Here is a 25,488-nt window from a genome sequence, read left to right as displayed (position 1 = left end):
AAAATGCAGGACAGGTTTTCGGACTCTGCAATCAAAGAATGAGTAAAGGGATCTGCGCAGCGCTTCAGGCTGCGTCGGCAGTGTGCTAATGAGGTTGTTATGTTATTAATTTTGCGTGCCGTGCTCGCCACTCTGTATTGTCTTCTGGTGTGCATTTTCGGTTCTATTTACTGTTTATTATTCCGTCCCCGCGATCCCCGCCATGTGGCGACGTTCGGCCACCTGTTTGGCCGCCTGTCCGGGTTATTCGGGCTGAAAGTAGAAGTCCGCGTACCGGCCGATGCGGCCAAAAACGGCAACTGCATTTATATCGCCAATCACCAGAATAATTACGATATGGTGACGGCCGCCAAAGCCGTGCAGCCGCGAACCGTGACCGTAGGTAAAAAAAGCCTGTTGTGGGTTCCCTTTTTTGGTCCGCTGTATTGGCTGACCGGCAATCTGCTGATTGATCGGGATAACCGCGCCAAAGCGCACGGTACCATTGCTCAGGTAGCCGAACAGTTCAAAAAAAGAGACATTTCGATCTGGATGTTTCCTGAAGGCACCCGCAGCCGTGGGCGCGGGCTGATGCCGTTTAAAACCGGTGCATTCCACGCGGCCATTGCCGCAGGGGTGCCGATTGTGCCGATCTGCGTTTCTACCACCACCGGTAAAATTAATCTTAACCGTTGGAATAATGGCCATGCGATCGTAGAAATACTGGAGCCGATCGACATCAGCAATTACGGCAGAGAAAATGTGCGTGAGCTGGCGGCCCATTGCCATGAGCTGATGCTGGCGAAAATCGCCGAACTGGACGAGGAAGTCGCCCAGCGCAATGCGGCCGGAAAATAATATTCCAACCGGCTTCAAAGAATGAATTTTTAAACGGCGCCTGCTGCCGTTAACGCCTGGGCTCCTGCTAATCTGATTAACAGGGGCCCGGTCTTTGCCCAGAGTTTAGTCATTGCTTTTCATGGAGAAAATATGTCACTCAGTCGACGTCAGTTTATTCAGGCATCGGGCTTGGCGCTGTGCGCGGGAGCCGTGCCGCTGAGGGCTGAGGCGAGCGGAATGCAGACGCCATTACCCATTCCTCCGCTGCTGGAGTCCCGCCGAGGTCAGCCGCTGTTTTTAACCCTGCAGCGTGCCCACTGGGCGTTTATGGATAACCGCAAGGCATCGGTGTGGGGCATTAACGGCATGTATCTCGGGCCGACGGTGCGGGTTTATAACGGGGACGACGTCAAGCTGATCTACAGCAACCGTCTACCGGAGCCGGTGGCGATGACCATCAGCGGCCTGCAGGTGCCCGGTACCCTGATGGGCGGCGCGGCGCGCATGATGTCGCCTAACGTTGACTGGTCGCCGGTGTTGCCCATTCGCCAGAGCGCGGCTACCTGCTGGTATCACGCCAATACGCCGAACCGCATGGCACCGCACGTTTACAATGGCCTGACCGGGCTGTGGCTGGTTGAGGATGAGGTCAGCAAAGCGCTGCCGTTGCCGAACCACTACGGCGTTGACGACTTCCCGCTGATCATTCAGGACAAGCGGTTGGATAACTTCGGTACGCCGGAATACGATCCGCCGTCGCAGGGCGGTTTTGTCGGTGACACGCTGTTGGTCAACGGCGTGCAAAATCCTTACGTCGAGGTTTCACGCGGCTGGGTACGTCTGCGCCTGCTCAATGCTTCCAACTCGCGCCGCTACATGCTGCAACTGAGCGACGGCCGGCCGCTTAACGTTGTCGCCAGCGATCAGGGCTTCCTGCCTGCGCCGGTGGCGGTGCAGCAACTTTCGCTGGCGCCGGGCGAACGCCGCGAAGTGCTGATCGATATGTCAAAAGGCGATGAGGTAACCATCACCGCCGGTGAAGCGGCGGGCATGATGGATCGCCTGCGCGGTCTGTTTGAACCTTCGAGCATTCTGGTCTCCACACAGGTGCTGACGCTGCGGCCTACCGGCCTGTTGCCGTTGGTGACCGATAACTTGCCGATGCGCCTGTTGGCGGATCAACTATTGGACGGCAGCGCCAGTCGCACCCGCGAATTCCGTCTTGGCGACAGCCAGCCTGGGATCAACGGCGCCATCTGGGACATGAACCGTATCGATGTGCAAATGCAGCAGGGCACCTGGGAGCGCTGGAACATTCACGCGGATACGCCGCAGGCGTTCCACATTCAGGGCGTGCAATTCCTGGTGAAACGCGTCAATGGCGCGCAGCCCATGGCGGAAGATCGCGGCTGGAAGGACACCGTATGGGTCGACGGCGACGTCGAGCTGCTGGTTTACTTCAATCAGTCCACTTCGGAACACTTCCCGTTCCTGTTCTACAGCCAGACGCTGGAGATGGCGGACCGCGGTACCGCCGGCCAGTTTATGGTACAGCCGGCACCTTAAGCCGACTGCGTGCGGCGCCGTCAGGGTACCGCACGCAGCATTTCCAGAAACGCCTGTACTACCGGCGTGGCGCTCTCGGCATGATAAATGGCGTACAAATCCGCTGAGGGTGCTTGCTGCAGCGGGCAGAACCGCACACCGGGCCAGGGAATGCGCCCGTAGCTGTCCGGCAGCAGCGTGATGCCATAACCTTCGGCCACCAGCGCCATCAGCGTTTGCGGTTCATTGACCTGATAGGCGATGTCCGGTTTGAAACCCTGTTGCAGGCACAGATTGTGCAGATACAGCCCCAGGCTGGCCTCGTGCGGCGGCAGGACCATGAATTTGTCATGCTGCAGCGCCGCGAGCGGCAGGCTTTCCGCCTGTGCCAGCGGGTGATCGAGCGGCAGCACCACCGCAATGTTTTCCCGCGCCAACAGCTGGCAGGCCAACCCCGGCAATGCCTGTTCTCTGGCCTCTCGCCAGACGCCAATATCGATATGACGCTTTTGCAGCGCGGTGATCTGCTGGCTGGGCGTCAGCTCATTCAGTGCCCAGGTCACGTTGGCGGTTTGCCCGGCAAAGCGTTTCAATGCCGGGATCAACCCGCCCCATACCGAGGTGCCGACGATGCCGACCACCATATGACCCGCCTCGCCACGGCCCAATTGCTGCACCTGATTCAACGCATGGCCGGCCTGATCCAACAACATCTCGACGTTGCGAAACAGCGTGCGGCCGGCCAGCGTCAGCGCCATCGAACGGGTGGTGCGCCTGAATAGCGCCACGCCCAGTTGGCTTTCCAGTTCTTTAATGTGCTTGCTGAGCGGCGGCTGCGAAATATTCAGTCTCAGCGCGGCTTGGGTGAAGTTCATTTCTTCCGCCACAACGCGGAAATAGTGCAGCAGGCGGAAGTTAATCCGGCTGGGGTCCGGCAGTTGCCGGGGCGATTTTATGCTGATGATGGCCTCCTGGTGCTACCAATTTATAGGTAAACGGAATAAATCGGCTGCCAATAATGTATTGGTCGCCGCCGCGCATCGCTCTCTACTATGGGGATTATTTCACCCTCCCGCAGAAGAGAATACTATGTTTAATCAAGAAGATGCTTTTTCCTGTGCCGAAGCGATCCGCCGCCGCCTGCCAGGCTTCCAGCCGCGCGCCGCGCTGATATTGGGCTCAGGGTTGGGCGCGCTGGCGGAGGTGATGACCGACACCCTGACCATCGACTACGCGGAGTTGCCCGGTTTCCCGGTCAGCGGCGTTGCGGGCCACGCCGGGCAACTGGTCGCCGGCTGGCTGGAAGGCGTGCCGGTACTGTGCATGAAAGGCCGCGGACACTACTACGAAGGACGCGGCATGCAGGTGATGACTACCGCAGTGCGCACGTTCAAACTGCTGGGCTGCGAATTCTTGCTGGCGACCAACGCTGCGGGTTCGCTGCGCCAGTCGGTGCCGCCGGGCAGCCTGGTGGCGCTTACCGATCACATCAACTTTATGCCTGAATCGCCGCTGGTTGGCGACAACGACGAGCGTTTTGGTCCGCGCTTCTTCAGCCTGGCCAACGCCTATGACCGCGAACTGCGCGGCCAATTGGCGCAGGTAGCCGAGCGTGCGGGCATTCCGCTGGCCGAAGGGGTCTTTGCCGCTTACACCGGGCCTAACTTCGAAACCCCGGCGGAAATCCGCATGATGCAGACGCTGGGGTGCGACGTCGTCGGTATGTCGATAGTGCCGGAAGTGCTCTCTGCACGCCACTGCGGCCTGAAGGTGCTGGTGGTGTCGGCTATGACCAACTACGCGGAAGGGCTGTCCGATACGCCGCTTTCCCATGAACAAACCCTGAGTTGCGCCGCGCTGGCGGCCGACGATTTTATGCGCCTGATCCGTGAGTTCTTCAAAACGTTCTACCCAAAATAATTGGCGTTGCATCACGGCGGCAAGACCGTAACAAATCGGTCAGGAACCGATTTGAACAGCGCTTGCGCTGGCCCGTGGGTGAGCCTCAGGGATGAGGCTCATAAATCCCCGGGAGCTTAGTCAACTAAGTGACTGGGGTGCGCGGGTGCAGCCAACACAGATGCAGCTTCAAGTATGACGGGTATGTGATGCTGTAAACCCCGCGGCAGGGTGCAGGGACCCTGTCGTGTGAATCATCGTTTCAATCAAAATAATAAGGTGATGGTGATGGCAATAAAAACGCGACTGAAGATAATGGTTTTTCTGCAGTTCTTTATTTGGGGCGCCTGGCTGGTCACGCTGGGATCTTACATGATTAACACCTTGCATTTCAGCGGGATGCAGGTGGGTATGGTGTACAGCGCCAAGGGCATCGCGGCGCTGATCATGCCTGGGCTGGCGGGCATCGTTGCCGATCGCTGGGTCAAGGCCAACTATCTGTATGCGTTGTGCCATCTGTTCGGCGCCGTCGCGCTGTACTGTGCCGCCCAGGTTGAGCAGCCGACGGTGATGTTCTGGGTCATGTTGTTCAATGCCATGATGTATATGCCGACCATTTCGCTTTCCAACGCCATTGCCTATTTTTGTCTGGAGAAGCACGGTCACGACACGGTGAAGGATTTCCCGCCGGTGCGGGTGTACGGCACTCTGGGTTTTATTGTGGCGATGTGGCTGATCGGCTTTAGCAAAATCGAACTCAGCAATATGCAATTGTATTTGGCCTCCGGGGCGTCGCTGCTGTTGGCCGGCTATGCGCTGACGCTGCCGAACTGCCCGACCAGTCGGGCGGAAAAGTCGAAACACTGGTTCAGCGTTCTGGGGCTGGACGCGTTGGTCCTATTCCGCCAACGGCGCATGGCGCTGTTTTTCCTGTTTGCCATGCTGCTGGGCGCTGCGTTGCAAGTAACCAATACCTTCGGCAACCCGTTCCTGCACGATTTTGCGCAAAACCCGCTGTATCAGGACAGCTTCAGCGTCAGATACCCGGCGGTGTTGTTGTCGCTGTCGCAAATCTCCGAGGTGTTTTTCATCCTCACCATTCCGTTTTTCCTGCGCAGATACGGCATTAAGCAGGTGATGTTGATCAGCATGGCGGCCTGGACGCTACGCTTCCTGTTCCTGGCTTACGGTACCCCGGTAGGTTTTGGTTTCGTGCTGCTGCTGCTTTCGATGATCGTCTACGGCTGTGCCTTTGATTTCTTCAATATTTCCGGCGCGATCTTTGTTGAGAAAGAGGCCGACCACCGCATCCGCGCCAGCGCGCAGGGGCTGTTCATGACGATGGTGAATGGGTTGGGCGCTTATCTGGGGGCCATAGCCAGTGGCGAGGTGGTGGATTTCTTTACCCGCAACGGCGTAAAAGACTGGCAGAGCATCTGGCTGGTGTTCGCGCTGTATACGCTGGTGCTGGGCGTGATCTTCGCACTGACCTTCCATTATCAGCACCGGCCGGAGGAGCACGCCGGGCCCGTTGAGCGCGCTCATTAGCGCTGGGGAGATGGGCGCAAAAGCGCGCCCATTGGGCCTCAGTTGCCGGGAAAGCGTTGTTGCAGTTGTTGCCAGCCTGGTGCGCCTGCGGCACCCGGGCTGGCCACTACGCAGGCCGCCACGCGGTTGGCCAGGTTGACCGCCTGCGGCAGCGGCCAGCCGGCGGAGATACCGGCCAGCAGACCGGCGCAGTGGGCGTCGCCGGCACCGAGAGTATCCACCACCGGGACCCGATATTCGGCAAGGTTCAGCGGCGGGTTACGGCCATCGCAAAGCCATGCGCCTTCAGCCTCCAACCGGCAGATCAGCGTAATATTGTGTGCCGCGGCAAAACGCTGTGCGGCGGTGACCGCCTCGCCTTCACCGCACAGCGTTGCCGTTTCGCTGCGGTTGAGCGTCAGTACCGTGTCGCTGTCGCTGAGCATGGCGAAGAAATCCGCATCCAGCAGGCCAACGCGCGGGCCGGGATCGATCAGGCGCCATTGATCGAACGGCAACCGTGTCAGCCAGTCGCGCAGCGCTTCGCCGCTCTCGCCCGTCAGTTCGTCGCCATGGATGTAGATCAGCGTTTCAGGCGTCATCGGCAGCATGGCGAGCTGGGCCTTGTTCCACTGCGTTTCGCAGCCCGGTACTTTGACAAGCGTGCGTTTGCCGCTGGGTTCCAGTTGCGTCAGGCGGTGGCCGTTATCCTTCTGGCCGTGGCGCAGCAGCACCGGCAAGCCAAGCGCGTTCATGGCCGCTTCAATCATCATGCCCCATTCGCCGTTGCCCACCGGCATGCCATTAACCACCGGCACCTGCAGGCGGCTCAGCGCGCGTGCCACGTTAAATGCACTGCCGCCAATCTGCCGCTGTTGCCCCAGATCGACTTCACCGATCGCGCTGCCCAGCACCAAAACCGGTTTTATTGCTAAAAAATCACTCATTAATGTTCTCCGCCGCCGGCCGCCGGGCCGGACAGAATAGGCTATGATGACGTCGCAAACGCCCGGCGTCGAGGGGCAAGCGGGTTGGCGATGTGACTAATGTGTGAAATAACCATGCTCTTTTTGTCACTAGTGCGTATAATCGCCGCCCGGCGATTAATTAACCTGTGAAAGAGCACCAGAATGAGCACTACCAGCCTGATCCAACCCGACCGTGAATTGTTTTCCTATAAGCCTTATTGGGCCGAATGTTATGGCACCGCGCCGTTTTTACCGATGTCGCGCGAAGAGATGGATCAACTGGGCTGGGACAGCTGCGATGTGATCATTATCAGCGGTGACGCTTATGTCGATCACCCGAGTTTCGGCATGGCGATCATCGGCCGCATGCTGGAAGCGCAGGGCTTCCGCGTGGGTATTATTGCGCAGCCGGACTGGAGCAATAAAGACGACTTTATGCGCCTGGGCAAACCGAACCTGTTCTTCGGCATCACCGCCGGCAACATGGACTCGATGATCAACCGCTACACCGCCGATCGCAAACTGCGCCACGACGATGCCTATACCGCCGGCAACGTGGGCGGCAAACGCCCGGATCGCGCGACGCTGGTGTACAGCCAGCGCTGCAAAGAAGCCTATAAAGACGTGCCGATCGTGCTGGGTGGCATCGAAGCCAGCCTGCGTCGCATCGCTCACTACGATTACTGGTCGGATACCGTGCGCCGTTCGGTGCTGGTGGATTCCAAAGCCGATATGCTGATCTACGGCAACGGTGAGCGCCCGCTGGTGGAAGTGGCGCACCGCCTGGCCGCCGGTGAAAAAATCAGCGAGATCCACGATATCCGCAATACGGCTGTCATGCGCAAGGGCGCGTTGCCGGGCTGGACCGGCGTGGATTCTACCCGTCTGGACAAGCCGGGCCGCATTGAGCCTATCCCCAACCCTTACGGCGAGGATCTGCCGTGCGCCGACGGCGGTACGCCGGAGCCGGAAGCCAAGCCGGTCACCGTGCGCGCCGCCAAGCCAAAACCGTGGGAAAAAACCTACGTGCTGCTGCCGTCCTTCGAAAAAGTGAAGGCCGACAAAGTGCTGTATGCGCACACTTCGCGAATTCTGCACCATGAAACCAACCCAGGCTGCGCCCGTGCGCTGATGCAGTCGCACGGTGACCGTTACGTGTGGATCAACCCACCGGCAATCCCGCTGACCACGCCGGAAATGGACAGCGTGTTTGCCCTGCCGTACCAGCGTATTCCGCATCCGTCCTACGGCAAGGAAACCATCCCGGCCTACGACATGATTCGTTTCTCGGTGAATATCATGCGCGGTTGCTACGGCGGCTGTTCGTTCTGTTCGATCACCGAGCATGAAGGGCGCATCATCCAGAGCCGCTCGGAAGATTCGATCATTCGTGAAATCGAAGAGATCCGCGACAAGGTACCGGGCTTTACCGGCGTGATCTCCGATCTGGGTGGCCCGACCGCCAACATGTACATGCTGCGCTGCACCAACCCGCGCGCCGAGCAGACCTGCCGTCGCGCCTCGTGCGTCTATCCGGAAATCTGCACCTACATGGACACCAACCACGAGCCGACCATCAACCTGTATCGCCGCGCGCGTTCGCTGGAGGGGGTCAAGAAGATCCTGATCGCTTCCGGTGTTCGTTACGATCTGGCAGTGGAAGATCCGCGCTACATCAAAGAGCTGGCAACCCACCACGTCGGCGGGTATCTGAAGATCGCCCCGGAACACACCGAGGAAGGGCCGCTGTCGAAAATGATGAAGCCGGGCATGGGCAGCTACGATCGGTTCAAACAGCTGTTCGACCATTATTCGAAGTTGGCGGGCAAAGAGCAGTATCTGATCCCGTATTTTATCTCTTCGCATCCGGGCACCCGCGATGAGGACATGGTGAATCTGGCGCTGTGGCTGAAGAAAAACCGTTTCCGCCTCGATCAGGTGCAGAACTTCTATCCTTCACCGATGGCCAACTCCACCACCATGTATTACACCGGCAAGAACCCGTTGAGCAAGGTGGGGTATAAGTCGGAAGACGTGGTAGTGCCGCGTGGCGATCGTCAGCGTCGCTTGCACAAGGCGCTGTTGCGCTATCATGACCCGGCTAACTGGGCGATGATCCGCACCGCGCTGGAAGAAATGGGCATGAAGCACCTGATCGGCAGCCGTCGCGAGTGCCTGGTGCCGGCGCCAAGCATCGACGAGCAGCGCGAAGCTAAACGTCTGCAGCGTCATACTCGCCCGGCGCTGACCAAGCATACCGACATTACCCGGCAGCGCACGCCGTCGAACAAGCCGCCGCGCAAGCCTATCCGCAACGGCAAGCCGTAACGGCCGAGCCAGTTGCTTAAACGAAAGGAGAACCCCCGGGTTCTCCTTTTTTGTTTTTGAAAGTCACAATTGCTCGTAGGCCGCTTCTACTTTCATCAAATGGCGCGGTGCCTGCGGGGCAGGATGATATTTGCGCACATGCCAGTTAAAGGCTTCCGGCGACAGCGTGTTAATCATCGCGATGGCTTGCTCACGGTTGCTGGAAAAGGTCCGCAACAGCGCTCCGGTGCCGTTTACGTAGGCGATAATGGTGGCGTAACGCAGAGTCACCGGATCGTAGATCCCTCTAAGCTGCTGTTTTTGCAACACGGCCAGATAGGCGGCACCGAGATCGATGTTAGTCTCGGGATCCAGCAGATCGTCGTCGTCCGGGCAGCCGCGTTTCCCTTTGTAGCGATAGGCATCGCAGCCGGCGGTGTCGGCTTTCAACTGCATTAAACCGATGGCGTTGGACTTACTCACCGCCTCTGGGTTAAAGCCGGATTCGACCTTAATCATCGCGGCGATCAGTTTTTGGTCGACACCGTATTTATCGGCAGCATCTTCGATCGCGTCGTCGTAGGCGTGAGGATTGTAACTGACGCGGTGCTTTTTGCCGGCGCAGCCTGCCAATATCAGCATCGCGCAGACGATGCCCAAGCGTGACCACTGCCGTAGAGAAAATTTCATGGTGCTCCGTGCTTTAGTTGAGTGGGGGGTAACCTCAGGTGCGTCATGATAGCGTCAGCCGGGTAAAAGATCTTTAGCAAAAAAATGGCTGTTTTCTGGTGCTCCGCAATGATGAATTCATCGCCGGCGGCAATTCTGGATCTTCCTCACATAACCCGATTAAATGATGAAACCGGTTACTGAAACCGGTTGCTGTTTTTTCATATTTTCCACCATACTCATTTCTCAACTGAATAATTTGTACGCGATTAGCCTCAGGAGATCGGATGAAAAAGATATTTCTTTGCTGCGCCGCCGGCATGTCGACCAGCATGGTGGTGAATAAAATGAAAAAATCTGCCGAACAGCAGGGAATTGAGGTGGATATTATTGCCGTGGGCATAGAAGAATTCGAATCTACGCTGGCTAATTACCAATGCTGCCTGCTGGGGCCACAAATAAAATATAAGCTGGCCGATTTTAAAAAGATCGCCGATCGGGAAAATAAGCCGATTGCGGTTATTAACAGCATGGATTACGGCATGATGCGCGGCGATAAGATTCTGGCCGAAGCCTTGGCGATGATCGCATAACACCGAGAGAATCGGAGCCGTACAGCGCCCGTTTTGCCTGGCTATCCGGCCAGGATTGAGCCGCTTTTTACCCCATTACTCACCAAACGTCCCGAGGGTTGAACCATGAGTATCAGCCAGGCCGCATTCAATTTCATCGAAAACCGCATCAGCCCGATTGCCGGTAAATTATCGACCCAGCGTCATATTATGGCGATCCGCGACGGTTTTATTTCCGCCATGCCGTTCATGATCGTCGGCTCATTTTTACTGGTTTTCGCTTATCCGCCTTTTGCCGCCGACAGCAGTTGGGGAATAGCTCAATGGTGGCTGGGTGCGGCGGAAAAACATCAGGTCGCCATTCTTACCCCGTTTAATATGACGATGGGCATTATGTCGATCTATATTACCGCCGCCATCGCCTACAATCTGGCGCAGAGTTATAAGCTCGATCCCTTTATGGCGGCGATGCTGGCGCTGATGTCTTTTTTACTGGTCGCCGCGCCACAGACCGAGAAGGTGCTGCCGACCGCCGCGTTGGGCGGCGTGGGGATCTTCACCGCCATTTTGGTGGCGGTCTACACCACCGAGCTGATCCGTTTCCTTAAAGTGCGCAATATCGGCATTTCGTTGCCGGAGCAGGTGCCGGCCAAAATCAAGCAGTCGTTCGATCTGCTGATCCCGATCCTGGCGGTGGTGATCACGCTGTATCCGCTCAGCCTGCTGGTGCAACACCAGTTTGGCCTGCTGTTGCCGCAGGCGATCATGGCGCTGTTCCAGCCGCTGATTTCCGCCGCCGACTCGTTGCCGGCGATCCTGCTGGCGGTATTGATCGGCCATCTGCTGTGGTTTGCCGGCATTCACGGCGCGGTGATTGTCTCCGGCATGCTGCAGGCATTCTGGCTGACCAATCTGGGCATCAATCAGGATATGCTCGCGGCCGGCCAGCCGCTGCCGCACATCTTTATGGAAGCTTTCTGGACTTTCTTTATCGTGATTGGCGGCTCCGGCGCCACTTTTGGGCTGGTGCTGCTTTATCTGCGCAGCCGTTCGGCGCACCTGCGGTCGATCGGCAAGCTGAGCCTGGTGCCGAGCTGTTTCAATATCAACGAACCGGTGATCTTCGGCACGCCGATCGTGATGAATCCCACCTTCTTTATCCCGTTTATCACCGCGCCGATCGTCAATTCGATCATCGCCTATGCGGCGGTGAAACTGGATCTGATCGGCCGGGTGATCTCGGTGGTGCCCTGGACCGCACCGGCGCCGATTGGCGCAGCCTGGGCCACCGGCTGGGATTTCCGTGCAGCGCTGCTGGTGCTGCTGTTGGCGGCGGTATCGGCGCTGATTTATTACCCGTTCTTTAAAGTTTATGAACAGCAACTGCTGGATCAGGAAGTGAGTGAAGCGGATCCGATTGAACAAACGCAAGGAGTGATCGAATGATCGACATGGAAACGGCGGTAATGGAGCTGATTATCAATGCCGGCGAGGCGCGCAGTTGTGCCATGCAGGCGCTGTACGCGGCGCGTAAATACCAGTGGGAGCAGGTGGATATTCTGTTGGCGGAATCGCAATCGGCGGCGAAGCGCGCCCACGCGACCCAGACTGAGCTGATCGGTTTTGACGAGGGCGAAGGCAAGCTGCCGGTCAACCTGATCATGGTGCACGCACAAGACCACATCATGAACGCCATGCTGGCGCGCGATCTGGTGGAAGAGCTGGTCAGAATTTATCGATTACTGGAGCAGAACGGAGTGCAAAACGCATGAGCGTATTTCCCAAGGATTTCCTCTGGGGCGCGGCGACCGCGTCTTATCAGGTAGAAGGCGGCCATGATGCCGACGGCAAGGGCCTGTCCAACTGGGATCTGTTTTCCCATCTGCCCGGCACCACCTATCAGGGCACCAACGGCGACGTGGCGGTCGATCATTATCACCGCTTCCGGGAGGACGTGGCGCTGATGGCCGAGCTGGGCATGCAGACCTACCGATTTTCGATCTCCTGGCCGCGGCTGTTGCCGCAAGGACGCGGAGAGGTGAACGAAGCCGGGATCCGCTTCTACAGCGAACTGATCGACGAACTGCTGAAGCACAATATCAAACCTATGATCACCCTTTATCACTGGGATCTGCCGCAGGCATTGCAGGAACAGTTCGGCGGCTGGGAATCGCGTGAGATCGTCGACGCCTTCGATGAATACGCCCGCCTGTGCTATCAGCGCTTTGGCGATCGCGTTGAGCTGTGGTCAACCTTCAACGAAACCATCGTGTTTATCGGCATGGGCTACATTACGGGCGCGCATCCGCCCAGGCTGACCGATCCGAAAAAGGGCATTCAGGCCTGCCACCATGTATTTTTGGCCAATGCGCGGGCGGTGAAAAGCTTCCGAGAAATGCGGATCGACGGGCAGATCGGCTTCGTCAACGTACTGCAACCTAACGATCCGATCAGCGATTCGCCGCAGGATCGGCGCGCCTGCGAGATCGCCGAAGGGATCTTCACCCACTGGCTGTACGATCCGGTATTGAAGGGCGAATACCCGGCGGAGCTGTTGGCGATGGCGCAGCAGGCGTTTGGCGTGCCGTATTTCGCGCCGGGTGATGAAGAACTGCTCAAGCAGAACATCGTCGATTTTATCGGCCTGAATTACTACAAGCGCGAGATGGTGGCGCATAACGACGACGTGGACGGCTATGCCATCAATACCAGCGGCCAGAAGGGCAGCGGGCGCGAACTGGGCTTTAAGGGGTTGTTCAAACAGGTACGCAACCCGAACGGCGTTTACACCGATTGGGATTGGGAGGTTTATCCGCAGGGGCTGACCGACGCGATTGGCCGCATCGTCAAACGCTACGGCAATATTCCCATTTACATTACCGAGAACGGGCTGGGTGCCAAGGATCCGATTGTCGACGGCGAGGTGCGCGATCAACCGCGCATTGACTATCTGCGCGATCATATTCAGGCGATCGGCGCGGCGATCGAACAGGGTGCCGACGTGCGCGGCTATTACCCCTGGTCGTTTATCGATCTGCTTTCCTGGCTCAACGGCTATCAGAAGCAATACGGTTTCGTCTATGTCGATCATAACGACAATCTGGCGCGCAAGAAGAAGCAGAGCTTTGGCTGGTATCAGCGGGTGATCGCCACCAACGGCGAGCAGCTATAGCGGGGAAATAAAATGGCCCTCTCGTTGGGGAGAGGGCCGGGTAACATTACAGAGACTCGGGATCCGGCCCCAGGCGATTGCCGATATCCAACTGGGTAATCTGGCTCAGTTCGTCTTTATCCAGTTTGAAATCGAATACCTCGAAGTTTTCACGGATGCGCGATGGCGTGACCGATTTCGGGATCACGATCAGGCCGCTGTCCAGGTGCCAGCGCACCACGATTTGCGCCGGGGTCTTCTCGTATTTATCCGCCAGGTGTTTGATCAGCGGCTGGTCAAATACCCCTTCGCCGCCCTGTGCCAGCGGGCTCCAGGACTCGGTGGCGATATGATGGGTGGCGTTCCAGGCGCGTAGCTGGCGCTGTTGCAGCAGCGGGTGCAGCTCGATCTGATTGATCACCGGCGCTACGCCGGTTTCATCCAGCAGGCGCTGCAGGTGCGGAATGTGGAAATTGCACACGCCGATGCTCTTGCTCAGCCCCTGTTCGCGCAGCTTGATCAACCCGCGCCAGGCGTCGACGTACTGATCCTGTTGCGGTTTGGGCCAGTGGATCAGATACAGATCGACATAGTCCAGTTTGAGTTTTTCCAGGCTGGTTTCCAGCGCGGCCTGCGGATCGCCCTGATCGTCGTTCCACAGCTTGGTGGTAATGAACAGTTGGTCGCGCGGTACCGAGGCAGATTGCAGCGCGGCGCCGACCCCTTCCTCATTCTTGTAGATCGCAGCGGTATCAATCGAGCGATAACCAATTTCCAGCGCTTTGCTCACTGCATTGGTGGTCTCTGAAATACTCGCCTGCCAAACGCCGAGACCCAACTGCGGCATCAGATTACCATCGTGGAGTTTGATGATGGGTTGTTGCGTTGTCATGCGCATCTCCTTGTGAACTGATTGCCCGGCGCTGCATGCACCGGAAAACGGCTATAAATAAATTCTAGTTGGCAAACCGGGGTGTTGCTGAGTTTGCTAACCAAATTTCAGCGGTTGCGGCACGGTCTGGTACAGGTCATGTTTTTCTCCCATTGATTAACGAGACGATGTCATGCGATGCGATCGGCAGCGCAGATAAAGCGCTGAACTGCGCCCGGTGATCGGTCGGGCGCAGGGTGCAGAAATGGTAAATAGAAACTAAAGCCTAGCAGGAAATCGCCGGTTTGCGATTAACGCGCCGCTTCATAAATGCGTTGGCTGACTTCCAGCGTGATGTCCTGGTGTTCACCCAGTGCGGTCATGCCGTGTTGATGCAGCTTGTCGAGCAGCGCCGGGATCGAGCTGCCGTCGAGCTGGTAATCCGCCATGCGGGTCGGCACGCCCATTTGCTCGAAGAAGGCGCGGGTGGCGGCGATGGCACCGTCAATGCGGCTGTCTTCGCTACCGTCGCGCAGGCCCCAAACGCGTTCAGCGTATTGCAGCAGTTTTTCGCGTTTCTGCGCTTTTTTCTCGGTCAGCAGGGCCGGCAGAACGATCGCCAGCGTCTGTGCATGATCAAGATCGTGCATTGCGGTCAGCTCGTGGCCCAGCATGTGGGTCGCCCAGTCCTGCGGCACGCCGGCGCCGATCAGGCCGTTCAACGCCATGGTGGCGCTCCACATCACGTTAGCGCGCACTCCGTAGTTTTCCGGCTCGGCCAGCGCGCGCGGGCCGTCTTCCAGCAGCGTCAGCAGCAGACCTTCGGCAAAGCGATCCTGCACCTTGGCGTTGACCGGGTAAGTCAGGTACTGCTCAATAGTGTGGACAAAAGCGTCCACTACGCCGTTGGCGATCTGGCGCGGCGGCAGCGAGTAAGTGACTACCGGATCCAGTACCGCGAACAGCGGCTGCACATGCGACGAGAAGAAGGGGAGTTTGTCGCCGCTGCTTTTGCGGGTGATCACTGCGCCGATATTGGATTCAGAACCGGTGGCCGGCAGCGTCAGCACGCAGCCCATCGGTACTGCGCCGGTGATCTGGCTACCGGTGGTTTTCAGGATGTGCCACGGATCGCTGTCCGCCTGATAATGAGCCGCTGCGGCAATGAACTTGGTGCCGTCAACCACGGAACCGCCGCCGACCGCCAGCAGGAAATCGATGTTTTCCGCACGTACGACGTCGACCGCTTTCATCAACGTTTCGTAGGTTGGGTTGGGCTCGATGCCGGAGAACTCTTGCACGTTACGGCCGGCCAGCGCGGCATAAACCTGATCCAGCACGCCGTTTTTCTTCACGCTGCCGCCACCGTAGGTGATCAGGATGCGTGCGTCCGCAGGGATCTGCTGTGCCAGGCCGGCAATTTGGTCCTGGCCGAACAGGATTTTGGTTGGGGTATGGAGAATAAAGTTTTGCATGGATGATTTCTCTTCTGCATGGGGAAAGCGCCGGCGGCGCAAAAATATCTGATACGTATTGTCAGTAACTTAGCCCCGCAGCACAATGCACATTCCTGTGCATGTCTTGCCTATTCCTACAAAACGTTGTAGAAAAATAGAGTTTTAAACTATTATTTATGCCGAATTGTTCTGGGTGTAAGAGGGTGTTTCAGTGACGGAAATCGATGAACTGCGCTGCCGCATGGCGCGCCAGGCCACGCGCTTTGCCGAGGGCAACGGCTATACGCCGTCGCCGGTGCCGCGGGTCAAGATCCTGTACGTTGATCGCTACTGCCCGCGTCAACCGGTGATGTATGAACCAGGGGTGGTGATCGTTTTTCAGGGGCACAAGGTCGGTTATTGCGGCAACAAGGTGTTTCAGTACGATCCGCGCAACTATTTGCTGATGTCGGTGCCGCTGCCGTTCGAGTGCGAAACCTTCGCCAGCCCTGAACTGCCGTTGGTGGGGCTGGCGGTCAATATCGATACCCAGATGCTGCAGGATCTGTTGATCGACATCGGTGATGACGATTATCTGATGCAGCCGCGCAGGGAAAGCAACGGGGTCAATCTGGCCGCGCTGTCGGAAGAGATGCTGTGCGCCACCGAGCGCCTGCTGGACGTGATGGCCAAACCGCTGGATGCCCGGGTGCTGGGCCCGCAGATCGTGCGTGAAATCCTCTATCACGTGTTGCGCGGCTCTTGCGGGGCCTCGTTGCAGGAGTTGGTCAACCGCCATACGCACTTTAGTCAAATCGCCAAGGCGCTGCGGCGCATCGAGAACCAGTATGCGGAAGGCCTCAACGTGGAGCAGCTGGCGGGGGAGGTCAATATGAGCATCTCGGCGTTTCACCATAACTTCAAGGCGGTGACCAACACTTCGCCGCTGCAATATGTGAAATCGTATCGGCTGCACAAGGCGCGTTTATTGATGGTGCACGACGGCCTGAAGGCCAGCACCGCGGCGATCCGCGTCGGCTACGAGAGCGCCTCGCAGTTCAGCCGCGAATTCAAACGCTTCTTTGGCGTGACGCCGAGCGATGAAATTGCCCGGCTGCGCGACAGCCCACTCGGTTAACGTCGGCTGCCTGCCGCCGGGCAGTGCCTCAAGGGATCAGTACGATCTTGCCGAAGGCCCCGCGCTCGAGATGATCGAGCGCCTGCGGCAGTTGATCGAAACGGTAAACCTGGTCGATCACCGGCTGCAGCCCAATGAGATCCACGGCGCGCACCAGATCTTCCAGCGCGCGGCGATGGCCGACGCCAATTCCTTGAATTACCGGCGATTTCATCAGCAGCGGGCCGGCAGGGGCAGAGACTTCGAAACCTTCCAGGGCGCCGATCACCGAGATGCGCCCGTGAACCGCCACGGCGCGAACCGAATTGCCGAGGTTGGGGCCGCCAACGGTATCAACCACGTGGTCAATACCGCGATCTCGCGTCAGTTCATACACTGCGTCTACCCAGTCGCCGTTCAGGCGGTTAATGCCGTGATCGGCACCCAGCGCTTTAGCGCGCGCCAGTTTTTCGTCGCTGGCGGAGGTGACGTACACCTCAGCGCCGTGCGCCTTGGCGATCTGTAGCGCGAACAGCGCCACGCCGCCGGTGCCTTGCACCAACACCGATTCGCCGGCGTGCAGGTGGCCCTGTTCCACCAGCGCGAACCATGCGGTCAGGCCGGCGCAGGGCAGGGTGCTGGCCTGTACGTCGTCCAGCGAGGCGGGCGCTGCAGCCAGCCAGTCCTCGTGCACTACCACGTATTCCGCCAGCATACCCTGATAGAAACCGCCAAGAGAGCGATAAGGCAGCGTACGTGCGTCGCCGTGCGGTTTCCGGGGACCATCGATCCAGTCTGGGCTGAAGGTGGAGATCACTCGATCGCCGGGTTGGAAGCGGCTGACGCCGGCACCGATGGCATCCACCTCGCCGGCCATGTCGGAGGCGGGAGTAAAGGGCTGCGGCAGCGTCATCCCCATCCCGGTTTCAATCACCAGTTTGTCGCGGTAGTTGAGCGCCACCGCTTTCACTTTCACCCTGATCTCGTGCGGGCCAGGCTGCGGGATTGCGCTTTCGGTCAGTTGCAAATGTTCACGCCCCAGGGCGGCCATCGTCCAGCGTTGCATTGTGTCGGTCATGATTCACTCCAAAGTCGGAAATAAGTAGACCTGTCGATATTATCGTTGATTGATATTCGCCAGTGGCGATAAGATTTCTTTTAATTGTTTCCCTCAGAGATACAAACCATGACCGACCGGTTGAACGGCATTTCGGTATTCGTCACCGCAGTGGGGGCGGGGAGCTTTGCGCTGGCCGCCAGCCGGCTGCATCTTTCGCGCTCGGCGGTGGGCAAGACCATCGCCAGACTGGAGCAGCGGCTTGGCGTGCGCCTGTTCCACCGCACGACCCGCAGCCTGAGCCTGACCGACGACGGGGCGCTGTTCTACGAACGTTGCCTGCGGGCGCTGGAGGAGATCCGCGCGGCGGAAACGCTGCTGGAGTCGGGCAAGCGAGAGGTCAGCGGCAGGTTAAGGGTATCGATGCCGGTGCTGTTCGGCCGCATGTGCATCGCGCCACTGCTGACCGAACTGGCGCGCGAACACCCCGGGCTGGAGCTGGAGCTGTCGTTTAACGATCGCGTCGTGGATTTGATTGAGGACGGTTTTGACCTGGCGATCCGCAACGGCGAGTTGGCCAACAGCAGCGGGCTGGTGGCACGGCGGCTCGGTAACCATCGCATGGCGCTTTGCGCCGCGCCGGCTTACTTGCAGCGCCGCGGCGAACCGCAGAGCATCGAACAACTGGCGCAGCACGATGCGGTGGCTTATGTACGTGCCGGCGTGGTGCGTAACTGGTTGATCCCGGAAGCGGACGGCGTGACGCGGGAGATGATGCCGGGCACCCGTTTGCAGATGGATGATCTGCAGGCGATAGCGGATGCGGCCGTCGCCGGGTTCGGCATCGCCTGGCTGCCGTGTTGGCTGGTGCGCGGGCAACTGATTAAAGGTGAACTGGTGCGGATAATGCGAGATCGGCCGGGGCTGTTTTTCGACGCCCATGCGGTGTGGCCGCAGACGCCGCATCTGCCGTTGAAGGTGCGAATGGCGGTGGATCTATTGGCGAGCAAGTTGCCCGCCAATATGGAATTGATTGAGGCCAAGCCCGTCGGTTAGGCGGCGGCGCGTTTTTTGCGCCAGATGACCAGCATGGCACCCAGCAAGCCCACCAGCAACAGCAGCAGCGGCAGGATCATCAGCCCGGTCATCACCTGGCTTTCGTAACGTTTCACCAGCGGGATCTGGCTGAAAGCGTAGCCGAGGCTGACCAGGGCACCGACCCAAACTACCGCACTTAACCAGTTGAACAGATGAAAACGCGCGCTGTTCAGCCCAGAGATGCCGGCCATGGTCGGCAGCAGGGTACGAACGAAGCCGAGGAAGCGGCCGATCATCAGGGCCATCAGGCCGTGACGGTTAAACAGATTGTGCGCGCGCTGGTGATACTGGGCGGGCAGTTGCAGCAGCCAGCCTTTCACCAGGTTGGTATGGCCCAACCAGCGGCCCTGCAAATAGCTGAGCCAACAGCCGAGGCTGGCGGCGAGGGTCAGAATAATCAGCGTGGGGATAAAAGCCATCACGCCTTTGGCGATCAATGCGCCGGATAACAGCAGCAGGCTGTCGCCGGGCAGGAAGGAGGCCGGCAGTAATCCATTTTCAAGGAACAGAGTGGTGAAAAGCACGGCATAAACCACCCAAATTACGCTTGGGTCGGCAAGGGCAATGAAGTCCTGCTGCCAAAGCGCATGAACAATCTCTCGTAATACATCCATTTTATGTCCTGTTGCATGCCGGTTTCGCCCAGGGGTCACGTTCTCCAGGGGGCTGTGTTGACCTTATCTGACCATTACCCGCTTAGTGTACTGCTAATAGCTTAAGCACACATTAAACGAAGCAGATTAAAATTGGCAGTGCAACGGGCTGCGGATCAGCGTGCGTTGGCGATACGCTCGAACCCTTCGGCGAGGTCGGCGATCAGATCCTGCACGTTCTCCAGGCCGATATGCAGGCGCACCAGCGTGCCGGAGAAATCAACGCCGCCCGCCGGACGGATCGCCTCCAGCTCTTCCGGTTGGTTGGCCAGGATCAGCGACTCGTAACCCCCCCAGGAATAGGCCATGCTGAAATGGCTGAAGTTATCCAGATAGTCGGCCAGTTGATTGTCGCTGAGCCGTTGTTTCAACACGAAAGAGAACAGGCCGTTGCAGCCGCTGAAATCGCGGCGATAGAATTCATGGCCTTTACAGCCGGGCAGCGCAGGGTGATTGACCACCTCCACTTCCGGCCGTTCCGCCAGCCAGTTGGCGACTTCGATACTGCTCTGTTCGTGCTGCTTCAGGCGCACGCCCAGCGTGCGCAGACCGCGGCTTGCCATATAGGCGGTATCGGCGTCCACCATCTGGCCCATCAGGTAAGAATATTCGCGCAGTTGGTCCCAACAGCGTTCGTTGGCCACGGCGGTGCCGAGCATGTAATCGGAGTGGCCGATAATGTATTTGGTGCCGGCCTGAATCGAAATATCGATATCGAAATCCAGCGCCTTGAACAGCACGCCGGCCGCCCAGGTGTTATCGATCATGATCACTGTTTCTGGCGCTACGGCGCGGATGGCCTGCACCATCGCCGGAATATCCTGAATTTCCATGGTGATGGAACCGGGGGATTCGAGGAACACCACGCGGGTATTGGGCTGAATCAGCCCGGCGATGTCGGCGCCGATCAGCGGGTCGAAATAGGTGGTCGCCACGTTCATGCGGCTAAGAATGTGGCTGCAAAAATCTTGCGTTGGCTCATAGACCGAACCGGTCATCAGCACGTGGTCGCCGGCACCGACAAAAGACAAAATGGCGTTGGATACCGCCGCCGCGCCGCACGGATAAAGCACGCAGCCTGCACCGCCTTCCAGTTCGACCATCGCATCCTGAAACGCGAAGTGGGTCAGGGTGCCGCGCCGGCCGTAAAATAGCTCGCCGTGGGCGCGTTGGGCGGTGGCATGTTTCTTGGCCGCAACGGAGTCAAATACCAGTGAGGAAGCGCGCTGGGTGACGGGATTAACGGAGCCCTGGGTATAGCGCTTGCTGCGCCCGGCGGCGATCAGCGTGGTTTCGATATTTTTTGATGTCATGGGAATGGGCTCACTTTTACTGGCTATTCACTGGCATTTTGCGATAGCCCTTAGGTTAGCATGACATATAATAGCCATCCAGACGTTTTAACTTCCAGATATAGAAACGGCTATAATCCTCTGCCAGAGCGCGTTCTGGCACGCCATCATTCTGCCTGACGGCATTTAAGCCGCCCGCCTGTCGGCAAACGGGCAGCCTACAGGCATAAATGCTGTCGGGGCGGATTTGTTGCATCTCTGTGGGCGAAAAGTAACGAAAAGCCCGTTAAAAGGGGAGTAAAAGGCCTAACCGGCAGCGAATGGGCGCATGTAGCGGCTCCGGCGCCGTTAGATCTTAAATATTGCCGACTATTTGGTAAATAATAATGAGAACTACTATCAATCCCTGATTGGTTTGATATGATCGCACGCTGAATTATTCCTCAATTTTGATCGGTAACGGGTGGAGGCACAGCGTGAAAACGGCTGGCAAGCATTTAAATCAAGGATCGTTCGGCCTGGGCCGGGCGCAATGGGGCAAGGCGTTAGGCCGTGGTCTGTTCGCTTCGATGGTATTGGTGGTTGGGTTGGCCGGCAGCGCACAGGCTGCACCGGCGGCAAACCCCGCCGTGACCGAGAGCGTTGCACCGGCCGCCGCGCCTGCTGCTGCGCCTGAAACCCTCACTCCGGTGAATCCACAACCCACCATCCAACCGCCGGAAACCCGCGGCATGGATCTGTCCGTTTGGGGCATGTACCAGCACGCGGACATCGTCGTGAAAACGGTGATGATCGGCCTGGTGCTGGCGTCTATCGTTACCTGGACCATTCTGTTCTCCAAAGGCAGCGAACTGTTCCGCGCCAAGCGCCGTCTGCGCCGCGAACAACTGACGCTGGCCAATGTGCGTACGCTGGATGAAGCCAGCGAACTGGCGCAGGGTTTCTCCGAAGAAAGCATCAGCGCGGTGTTGTTGAACGACGCGCAAAACGAGCTGGAACTGTCGGCGGAATCCAACGACAACAACGGCATCAAAGAACGTACCGCTTTCCGTCTTGAGCGCCGCGTAGCGGGCTACAGCCGCAACATGGGCCGTGGCAACGGCTTCCTGGCGACCATTGGCGCTATCTCGCCGTTCGTCGGCCTGTTCGGCACCGTTTGGGGCATCATGAACAGCTTTATCGGCATCGCCCACTCGCAAACCACCAATCTGGCCGTCGTCGCGCCCGGCATTGCGGAAGCGCTGCTGGCGACCGCGTTGGGGCTGGTTGCCGCGATCCCGGCGGTGGTGATTTATAACATCTTCGCCCGCGTCATCGGCGGCCATCGCGCTCAGGTTGGCGACGTGGCGGCGCAGGTGCTGCTGCTGTCGAGCCGCGATCTGGATCTGGCCGCGACGGCGGAAGCCAAACGCTCACAGCATTCACACCAACTGCGGGTGGGGTGAGTTATGGCGATGCGCTTAAATGAAGATCTGGACGACAGCGGCGAACTGCATGAAATCAACGTGACGCCGTTTATCGACGTCATGCTGGTGCTGTTGATCATCTTTATGGTGGCCGCGCCGCTGGCAACGGTCGATATCCGCGTCGATCTCCCCGCTTCTTCAGCCAAACCGCAGCCGCGCCCGGAAAAACCGGTGTTCCTGTCGGTGAAAGCGGATAAGCAGCTGTATGTGGGTGAGCAAGCGGTCAACGCCGATCAACTGACGGCGGTGCTGGATCAGCGCACTCAGGCGAACAAAGAGACCACCATCTTCTTCCAGGCGGACAAGACCGTGGACTACGAAACGCTGATGAGCGTGATGGATACGTTGCGTAAAGCCGGCTACCTGAAAGTGGGGCTGGTAGGGATGGAAGGCGCCGCGAAGTAACGGGCCGGATATCGCTAACGATGAGAAGGGCGCCGAGGCGCCCTTTTTACTGCCTGAAATTTGAACATAGACTTGACCTGTAATGGGCAAAAGAAAATACTAATAGATAGTAACTAACACTACTTCCGGAGTCGGTTATGCCAACCAGCATTGCTTTAAGCCCTCATTTTGAAAAGTTCGTTCATGAGCAAATTGACAGCGGGCGTTACGGTAACGTCAGCGAAGTGATACGGGCGGGTCTGCGCCTCCTCGAAGAGCATGAACGGGCGCTGAAAATTGAAGAGCTGCGAGTGGCTATTGCACAGGGAATAGAAAGTGGTGAGGGAGTCCCTGCGGAGGAGGCATTTGCGCGCTTACGGACTAAATACCAACGGATGGTAAATAACGGAAGTGACTAATGGGGTTAACAATATCGCCGGCGGCGATTCGGGATATTGAAAACATTGGTGACTATATCGCCCAAGATAATCCGGCCCGTGCGCTGAGTTTTATTTCTGAGCTATACAACCAATGCCAGCGTATCGGCGAGTCACCGGAAGCCTATCAAAAGCGTCCTGAACTTGGTCGAGATGTCAGGATCAGCGCCTATGGTAAATATCTTATTGTTTTCACCGCGGTACAGTGCAATGTCAGGATCGAGCGAATATTCCACGGTGCGAGGAATATTTTGCGTTTGCTGGCTTATCGTTAGAACGTTAAGAGCTGGCTCACCTGCTCAGCCCCTAACGTTCATCACCCTTCAGCCGCGAGCATGCGCCGCAGCGCGGGCGATCTGCTCATCGGTAGGGCGCACGCCGGTATAGAGCACGAACTGCTCCAGCGCCTGCAATGCAATCACTTCCGCACCGGTGATCACCCGTTTGCCTTGCTCGCGTGCGTTGCGAATCAGCGGGGTTTCCGCCGGCAGCGCCACCACGTCGAAGACGATTTTCGCCGCTTCGATGGTTGCCGGGGCAAAGGCCAGCTGTTCCGCCTCTGCGCCACCGGCCATGCCGATGGGCGTTACGTTGATCAGCATATCCACGGTTAAATCACCGATTTCCGCCAGCCACTGATAACCGTAGGTACTAGCCAGCGCCTGGCCTGCCGCCGGGTTGCGGGCGATGATATGACCCCGTTTGAAACCGGCGTCGCGCAGGGCGGCGACCACCGCCTTTGCCATGCCGCCGCTGCCGCGCAGGGCGAAAGTGGTTTCCGCCGGGATCCGATGCTGCGCCAGCAGTTTGGCGATGGCGATATAGTCGGTGTTATAGGCCCGCAGGAACCCCTCGTCATTGACGATGGTATTGACCGATTCAATAGCCGTGGCGGAAGCATCCAACTCATCGAGAAAGGGAATGCAGCTCTCTTTGAACGGCATGGAAACCGCACAACCGCGAATACCCAGAGCGCGCACGCCGCCCACCGCCGCCTGAATATCCTGGGTGGTGAATGCCTTATAGATAAAGTTCAGATCCAGCTCCTGGTACAGATAGTTATGGAAGCGGGTACCGAAGTTGCCAGGGCGGCCGGCCAGCGACATGCACAGCTGGGTATCTTTGTTAATCTCACGACTCATGATGGGTTCCTTAATCGGGAAAACCTGAATTTATGGCTGGCCGAGCAGGGCCTTCGAACCGGGGTGACGCCAGTGGATGCTGCCCGGCAGATATAACGTATTCTGCGCCAGCGGCTGTTCGTCGATAAGCTGGCTGACCATGTCGAAACTGTGCTGGGCCAGGGCGCGGCAATCCTGGGCTACGGTGTCGATTTTCAGCGTCAGGCCATCGAACAGGTAGTGGTCGTCGAAGCTGCAAAGGTGCAGGTCGCTTTCCATCAACTGGTGCTGATTCAGGTAGCGCAGCACCCCTTCCAGCAGGCCGCAGGCGGCGGTAAACAGCGCTTTCGGCGGCCGGCCAAGCTGTGCGCAAAGCTGGGCGAACATCTCGTAGCCGGAGCTGGGGTGGTAGTTGCCGTTGATGATCCACTCCGGTTTACAGGTCACCCCGGCGCGTTCAAGGCCGAGCTGAAAACCGGCCAACCGATCGCGCGTTGGCGAGATGCGCGGCTGGCCGCCGAGGAAATAGAATTCGTCCGGATGCTGGCGCGCGACGTTCTCCACCAGCGTGGCGGTCGAGGTCAGTGAGTCGGTGATCACCAGCGGCAGCGCGGAGCCGGTGATCAGGCGGTCCATCTGCACCACCGGCAGGCCGGCGTTGATCTTTTGGTATTCCACATCGCTGAGCTGGCTGGAGGCAACAATCAGGCCGTCGACCTGGCGTTGCACCAGGCTGTTGACCGCCATCATTTCCTGCGCCGGGTTTTCATCGGAGCAGGCGATCAGCAACTGCAAACCCGCCTCGCGGCACAGGGTTTCCAGCTCGCGTGAAATCACGGCAAAACCGTAGTTGGTCATTTCCGGCACCACCAGCCCCAGGGTATGGCTGCGGGAAGATCGCAGCGAACGTGCATGGAAGCTGGGCTGATAGTGGTGCTCGCCGGCCAGCGCCAGAATACGGTCACGGGTGTCGTCGGACACCCGGTATTCTTTGCTGCGTCCGTTAAGCACCAGGCTGGCGGTCGATTTCGACACGCCGGCCAGTGCGGCAATATCACTGATGGTTATGCGTTTGTTTTTTTTCACTGACGGCATCTGA

25 protein-coding genes are annotated in these 25,488 nt (G+C 58.3%); 15 read left to right on the top strand and 10 right to left on the bottom strand.

Annotation, left to right across the window (positions count from 1 at the left end):
- Positions 1 to 99: 99 nt before the first annotated feature.
- The gene (locus D4100_RS19395; protein ID WP_006320600.1) at positions 100 to 837 is read left to right on the top strand and encodes a 1-acylglycerol-3-phosphate O-acyltransferase; all 738 of its coding nucleotides are present in this window, start codon (positions 100 to 102) and stop codon (positions 835 to 837) included.
- A 132-nt stretch (positions 838 to 969) separates the two neighbouring features.
- Entirely contained in the window at positions 970 to 2,385 is a 1,416-nt protein-coding gene (gene ftsP / locus D4100_RS19390; protein WP_119805054.1) for a cell division protein FtsP, read from the top strand.
- A gap of 20 nt (positions 2,386 to 2,405) precedes the next feature.
- Here the strand turns inward: ftsP and D4100_RS19385 are convergent, their stop codons facing one another.
- The gene (locus D4100_RS19385) at positions 2,406 to 3,302 is read right to left on the bottom strand and encodes a LysR family transcriptional regulator (RefSeq protein WP_420876410.1); all 897 of its coding nucleotides are present in this window, start codon (positions 3,300 to 3,302) and stop codon (positions 2,406 to 2,408) included.
- Positions 3,303 to 3,453: 151 nt separating this feature from the next.
- Between D4100_RS19385 and xapA the strand changes: the two genes are divergently transcribed.
- Positions 3,454 to 4,284: a xanthosine phosphorylase gene (gene xapA, locus D4100_RS19380; protein WP_006320609.1), complete on the top strand. Its 831-nt coding sequence runs from the start codon at positions 3,454 to 3,456 to the stop codon at positions 4,282 to 4,284.
- Between the two features lie 267 nt (positions 4,285 to 4,551).
- Positions 4,552 to 5,811 (top strand): nucleoside permease, encoded by a 1,260-nt coding sequence (locus D4100_RS19375; protein ID WP_006320610.1) that lies wholly within the window; start codon positions 4,552 to 4,554, stop codon positions 5,809 to 5,811.
- Between the two features lie 38 nt (positions 5,812 to 5,849).
- On the opposite strand, the gene D4100_RS19370 is transcribed toward D4100_RS19375, so the two are convergent.
- Positions 5,850 to 6,737, bottom strand: coding sequence for a PfkB family carbohydrate kinase (locus D4100_RS19370; RefSeq protein ID WP_119805052.1), 888 nt, complete (start codon positions 6,735 to 6,737; stop codon positions 5,850 to 5,852).
- Positions 6,738 to 6,920: 183 nt separating this feature from the next.
- Here D4100_RS19370 and D4100_RS19365 point away from each other — a divergent pair, with 183 nt between their 5' ends.
- Positions 6,921 to 9,086 carry a YgiQ family radical SAM protein gene (locus D4100_RS19365; RefSeq protein WP_006320612.1) on the top strand — a complete coding sequence of 722 codons (2,166 nt, stop codon included), beginning with the start codon at positions 6,921 to 6,923 and terminating at the stop codon, positions 9,084 to 9,086.
- A gap of 63 nt (positions 9,087 to 9,149) precedes the next feature.
- On the opposite strand, the gene D4100_RS19360 is transcribed toward D4100_RS19365, so the two are convergent.
- A complete protein-coding gene (locus D4100_RS19360; protein WP_006320613.1) occupies positions 9,150 to 9,755 on the bottom strand; it encodes a transglycosylase SLT domain-containing protein in 606 nt (201 codons plus the stop codon).
- A 266-nt stretch (positions 9,756 to 10,021) separates the two neighbouring features.
- Between D4100_RS19360 and D4100_RS19355 the strand changes: the two genes are divergently transcribed.
- From D4100_RS19355 to D4100_RS19340, 4 genes are all read left to right on the top strand, one after another.
- Entirely contained in the window at positions 10,022 to 10,327 is a 306-nt protein-coding gene (locus tag D4100_RS19355) for a PTS sugar transporter subunit IIB (protein ID WP_006320614.1), read from the top strand.
- Between the two features lie 105 nt (positions 10,328 to 10,432).
- Complete coding sequence (locus D4100_RS19350; protein ID WP_006320615.1) at positions 10,433 to 11,752, top strand: PTS cellobiose transporter subunit IIC; 1,320 nt, start codon at positions 10,433 to 10,435, stop codon at positions 11,750 to 11,752.
- Positions 11,749 to 12,078: a PTS lactose/cellobiose transporter subunit IIA gene (locus D4100_RS19345; protein ID WP_006320616.1), complete on the top strand. Its 330-nt coding sequence runs from the start codon at positions 11,749 to 11,751 to the stop codon at positions 12,076 to 12,078. The genes D4100_RS19350 and D4100_RS19345 overlap by 4 nt, the downstream gene beginning before the upstream one ends.
- Positions 12,075 to 13,478, top strand: a complete 1,404-nt coding sequence (locus tag D4100_RS19340; RefSeq protein WP_006320617.1) for a GH1 family beta-glucosidase — start codon at positions 12,075 to 12,077, stop codon at positions 13,476 to 13,478. The genes D4100_RS19345 and D4100_RS19340 overlap by 4 nt, the downstream gene beginning before the upstream one ends.
- Before the next feature lie 46 nt (positions 13,479 to 13,524).
- Here the strand turns inward: D4100_RS19340 and dkgA are convergent, their stop codons facing one another.
- Both dkgA and yqhD read right to left on the bottom strand, forming a co-directional pair.
- A complete protein-coding gene (gene dkgA / locus D4100_RS19335) occupies positions 13,525 to 14,349 on the bottom strand; it encodes a 2,5-didehydrogluconate reductase DkgA (protein ID WP_119805051.1) in 825 nt (274 codons plus the stop codon).
- A gap of 290 nt (positions 14,350 to 14,639) precedes the next feature.
- Positions 14,640 to 15,803: an alcohol dehydrogenase gene (yqhD, locus tag D4100_RS19330; protein WP_006320619.1), complete on the bottom strand. Its 1,164-nt coding sequence runs from the start codon at positions 15,801 to 15,803 to the stop codon at positions 14,640 to 14,642.
- A 193-nt stretch (positions 15,804 to 15,996) separates the two neighbouring features.
- On the opposite strand from yqhD, the gene D4100_RS19325 reads away from it, so the two are divergent.
- Positions 15,997 to 16,902 (top strand): AraC family transcriptional regulator, encoded by a 906-nt coding sequence (locus tag D4100_RS19325; RefSeq protein ID WP_006320620.1) that lies wholly within the window; start codon positions 15,997 to 15,999, stop codon positions 16,900 to 16,902.
- 28 nt (positions 16,903 to 16,930) lie between these two features.
- Here D4100_RS19325 and D4100_RS19320 read toward each other — a convergent pair whose 3' ends face one another.
- Positions 16,931 to 17,959, bottom strand: coding sequence for a zinc-dependent alcohol dehydrogenase family protein (locus D4100_RS19320; protein WP_119805050.1), 1,029 nt, complete (start codon positions 17,957 to 17,959; stop codon positions 16,931 to 16,933).
- A gap of 108 nt (positions 17,960 to 18,067) precedes the next feature.
- On the opposite strand from D4100_RS19320, the gene D4100_RS19315 reads away from it, so the two are divergent.
- Entirely contained in the window at positions 18,068 to 18,994 is a 927-nt protein-coding gene (locus D4100_RS19315; protein WP_006320623.1) for a LysR family transcriptional regulator, read from the top strand.
- On the opposite strand, the gene D4100_RS19310 is transcribed toward D4100_RS19315, so the two are convergent.
- Both D4100_RS19310 and metC read right to left on the bottom strand, forming a co-directional pair.
- On the bottom strand, positions 18,991 to 19,650 hold the full coding sequence (locus D4100_RS19310) for a DedA family protein (protein WP_006320625.1): 660 nt from the start codon (positions 19,648 to 19,650) through the stop codon (positions 18,991 to 18,993). The genes D4100_RS19315 and D4100_RS19310 overlap by 4 nt on opposite strands.
- 155 nt (positions 19,651 to 19,805) lie before the next feature.
- Complete coding sequence (gene metC, locus D4100_RS19305; RefSeq protein ID WP_006320627.1) at positions 19,806 to 21,002, bottom strand: cystathionine beta-lyase; 1,197 nt, start codon at positions 21,000 to 21,002, stop codon at positions 19,806 to 19,808.
- A gap of 455 nt (positions 21,003 to 21,457) precedes the next feature.
- Between metC and exbB the strand changes: the two genes are divergently transcribed.
- The 4 genes from exbB (at position 21,458) to D4100_RS19285 (ending at position 23,543) form a co-directional block, all read left to right on the top strand.
- Positions 21,458 to 22,426, top strand: a complete 969-nt coding sequence (gene exbB, locus D4100_RS19300; protein ID WP_119805049.1) for a tol-pal system-associated acyl-CoA thioesterase — start codon at positions 21,458 to 21,460, stop codon at positions 22,424 to 22,426.
- A gap of 3 nt (positions 22,427 to 22,429) precedes the next feature.
- Positions 22,430 to 22,852 (top strand): TonB system transport protein ExbD, encoded by a 423-nt coding sequence (exbD, locus tag D4100_RS19295; RefSeq protein ID WP_006320636.1) that lies wholly within the window; start codon positions 22,430 to 22,432, stop codon positions 22,850 to 22,852.
- A 137-nt stretch (positions 22,853 to 22,989) separates the two neighbouring features.
- Positions 22,990 to 23,250, top strand: a complete 261-nt coding sequence (locus D4100_RS19290) for a type II toxin-antitoxin system ParD family antitoxin (RefSeq protein ID WP_006320637.1) — start codon at positions 22,990 to 22,992, stop codon at positions 23,248 to 23,250.
- A complete protein-coding gene (locus D4100_RS19285) occupies positions 23,250 to 23,543 on the top strand; it encodes a type II toxin-antitoxin system RelE/ParE family toxin (protein WP_119805048.1) in 294 nt (97 codons plus the stop codon). Before D4100_RS19290 ends, D4100_RS19285 begins: the two co-directional genes overlap by 1 nt.
- Before the next feature lie 48 nt (positions 23,544 to 23,591).
- On the opposite strand, the gene D4100_RS19280 is transcribed toward D4100_RS19285, so the two are convergent.
- Positions 23,592 to 24,410: a shikimate 5-dehydrogenase gene (locus D4100_RS19280; protein WP_119805047.1), complete on the bottom strand. Its 819-nt coding sequence runs from the start codon at positions 24,408 to 24,410 to the stop codon at positions 23,592 to 23,594.
- A gap of 30 nt (positions 24,411 to 24,440) precedes the next feature.
- Positions 24,441 to 25,484, bottom strand: a complete 1,044-nt coding sequence (locus tag D4100_RS19275) for a LacI family DNA-binding transcriptional regulator (RefSeq protein ID WP_006320640.1) — start codon at positions 25,482 to 25,484, stop codon at positions 24,441 to 24,443.
- Positions 25,485 to 25,488 lie beyond the last annotated feature (4 nt).

The sequence above is a fragment of the Serratia inhibens genome (assembly GCF_003591175.1).
Lineage (GTDB): Bacteria > Pseudomonadota > Gammaproteobacteria > Enterobacterales > Enterobacteriaceae > Serratia > Serratia inhibens.
Note: the sequence above shows the minus strand (reverse complement) of the source record. Positions and strands in the feature narration are given on the sequence as shown.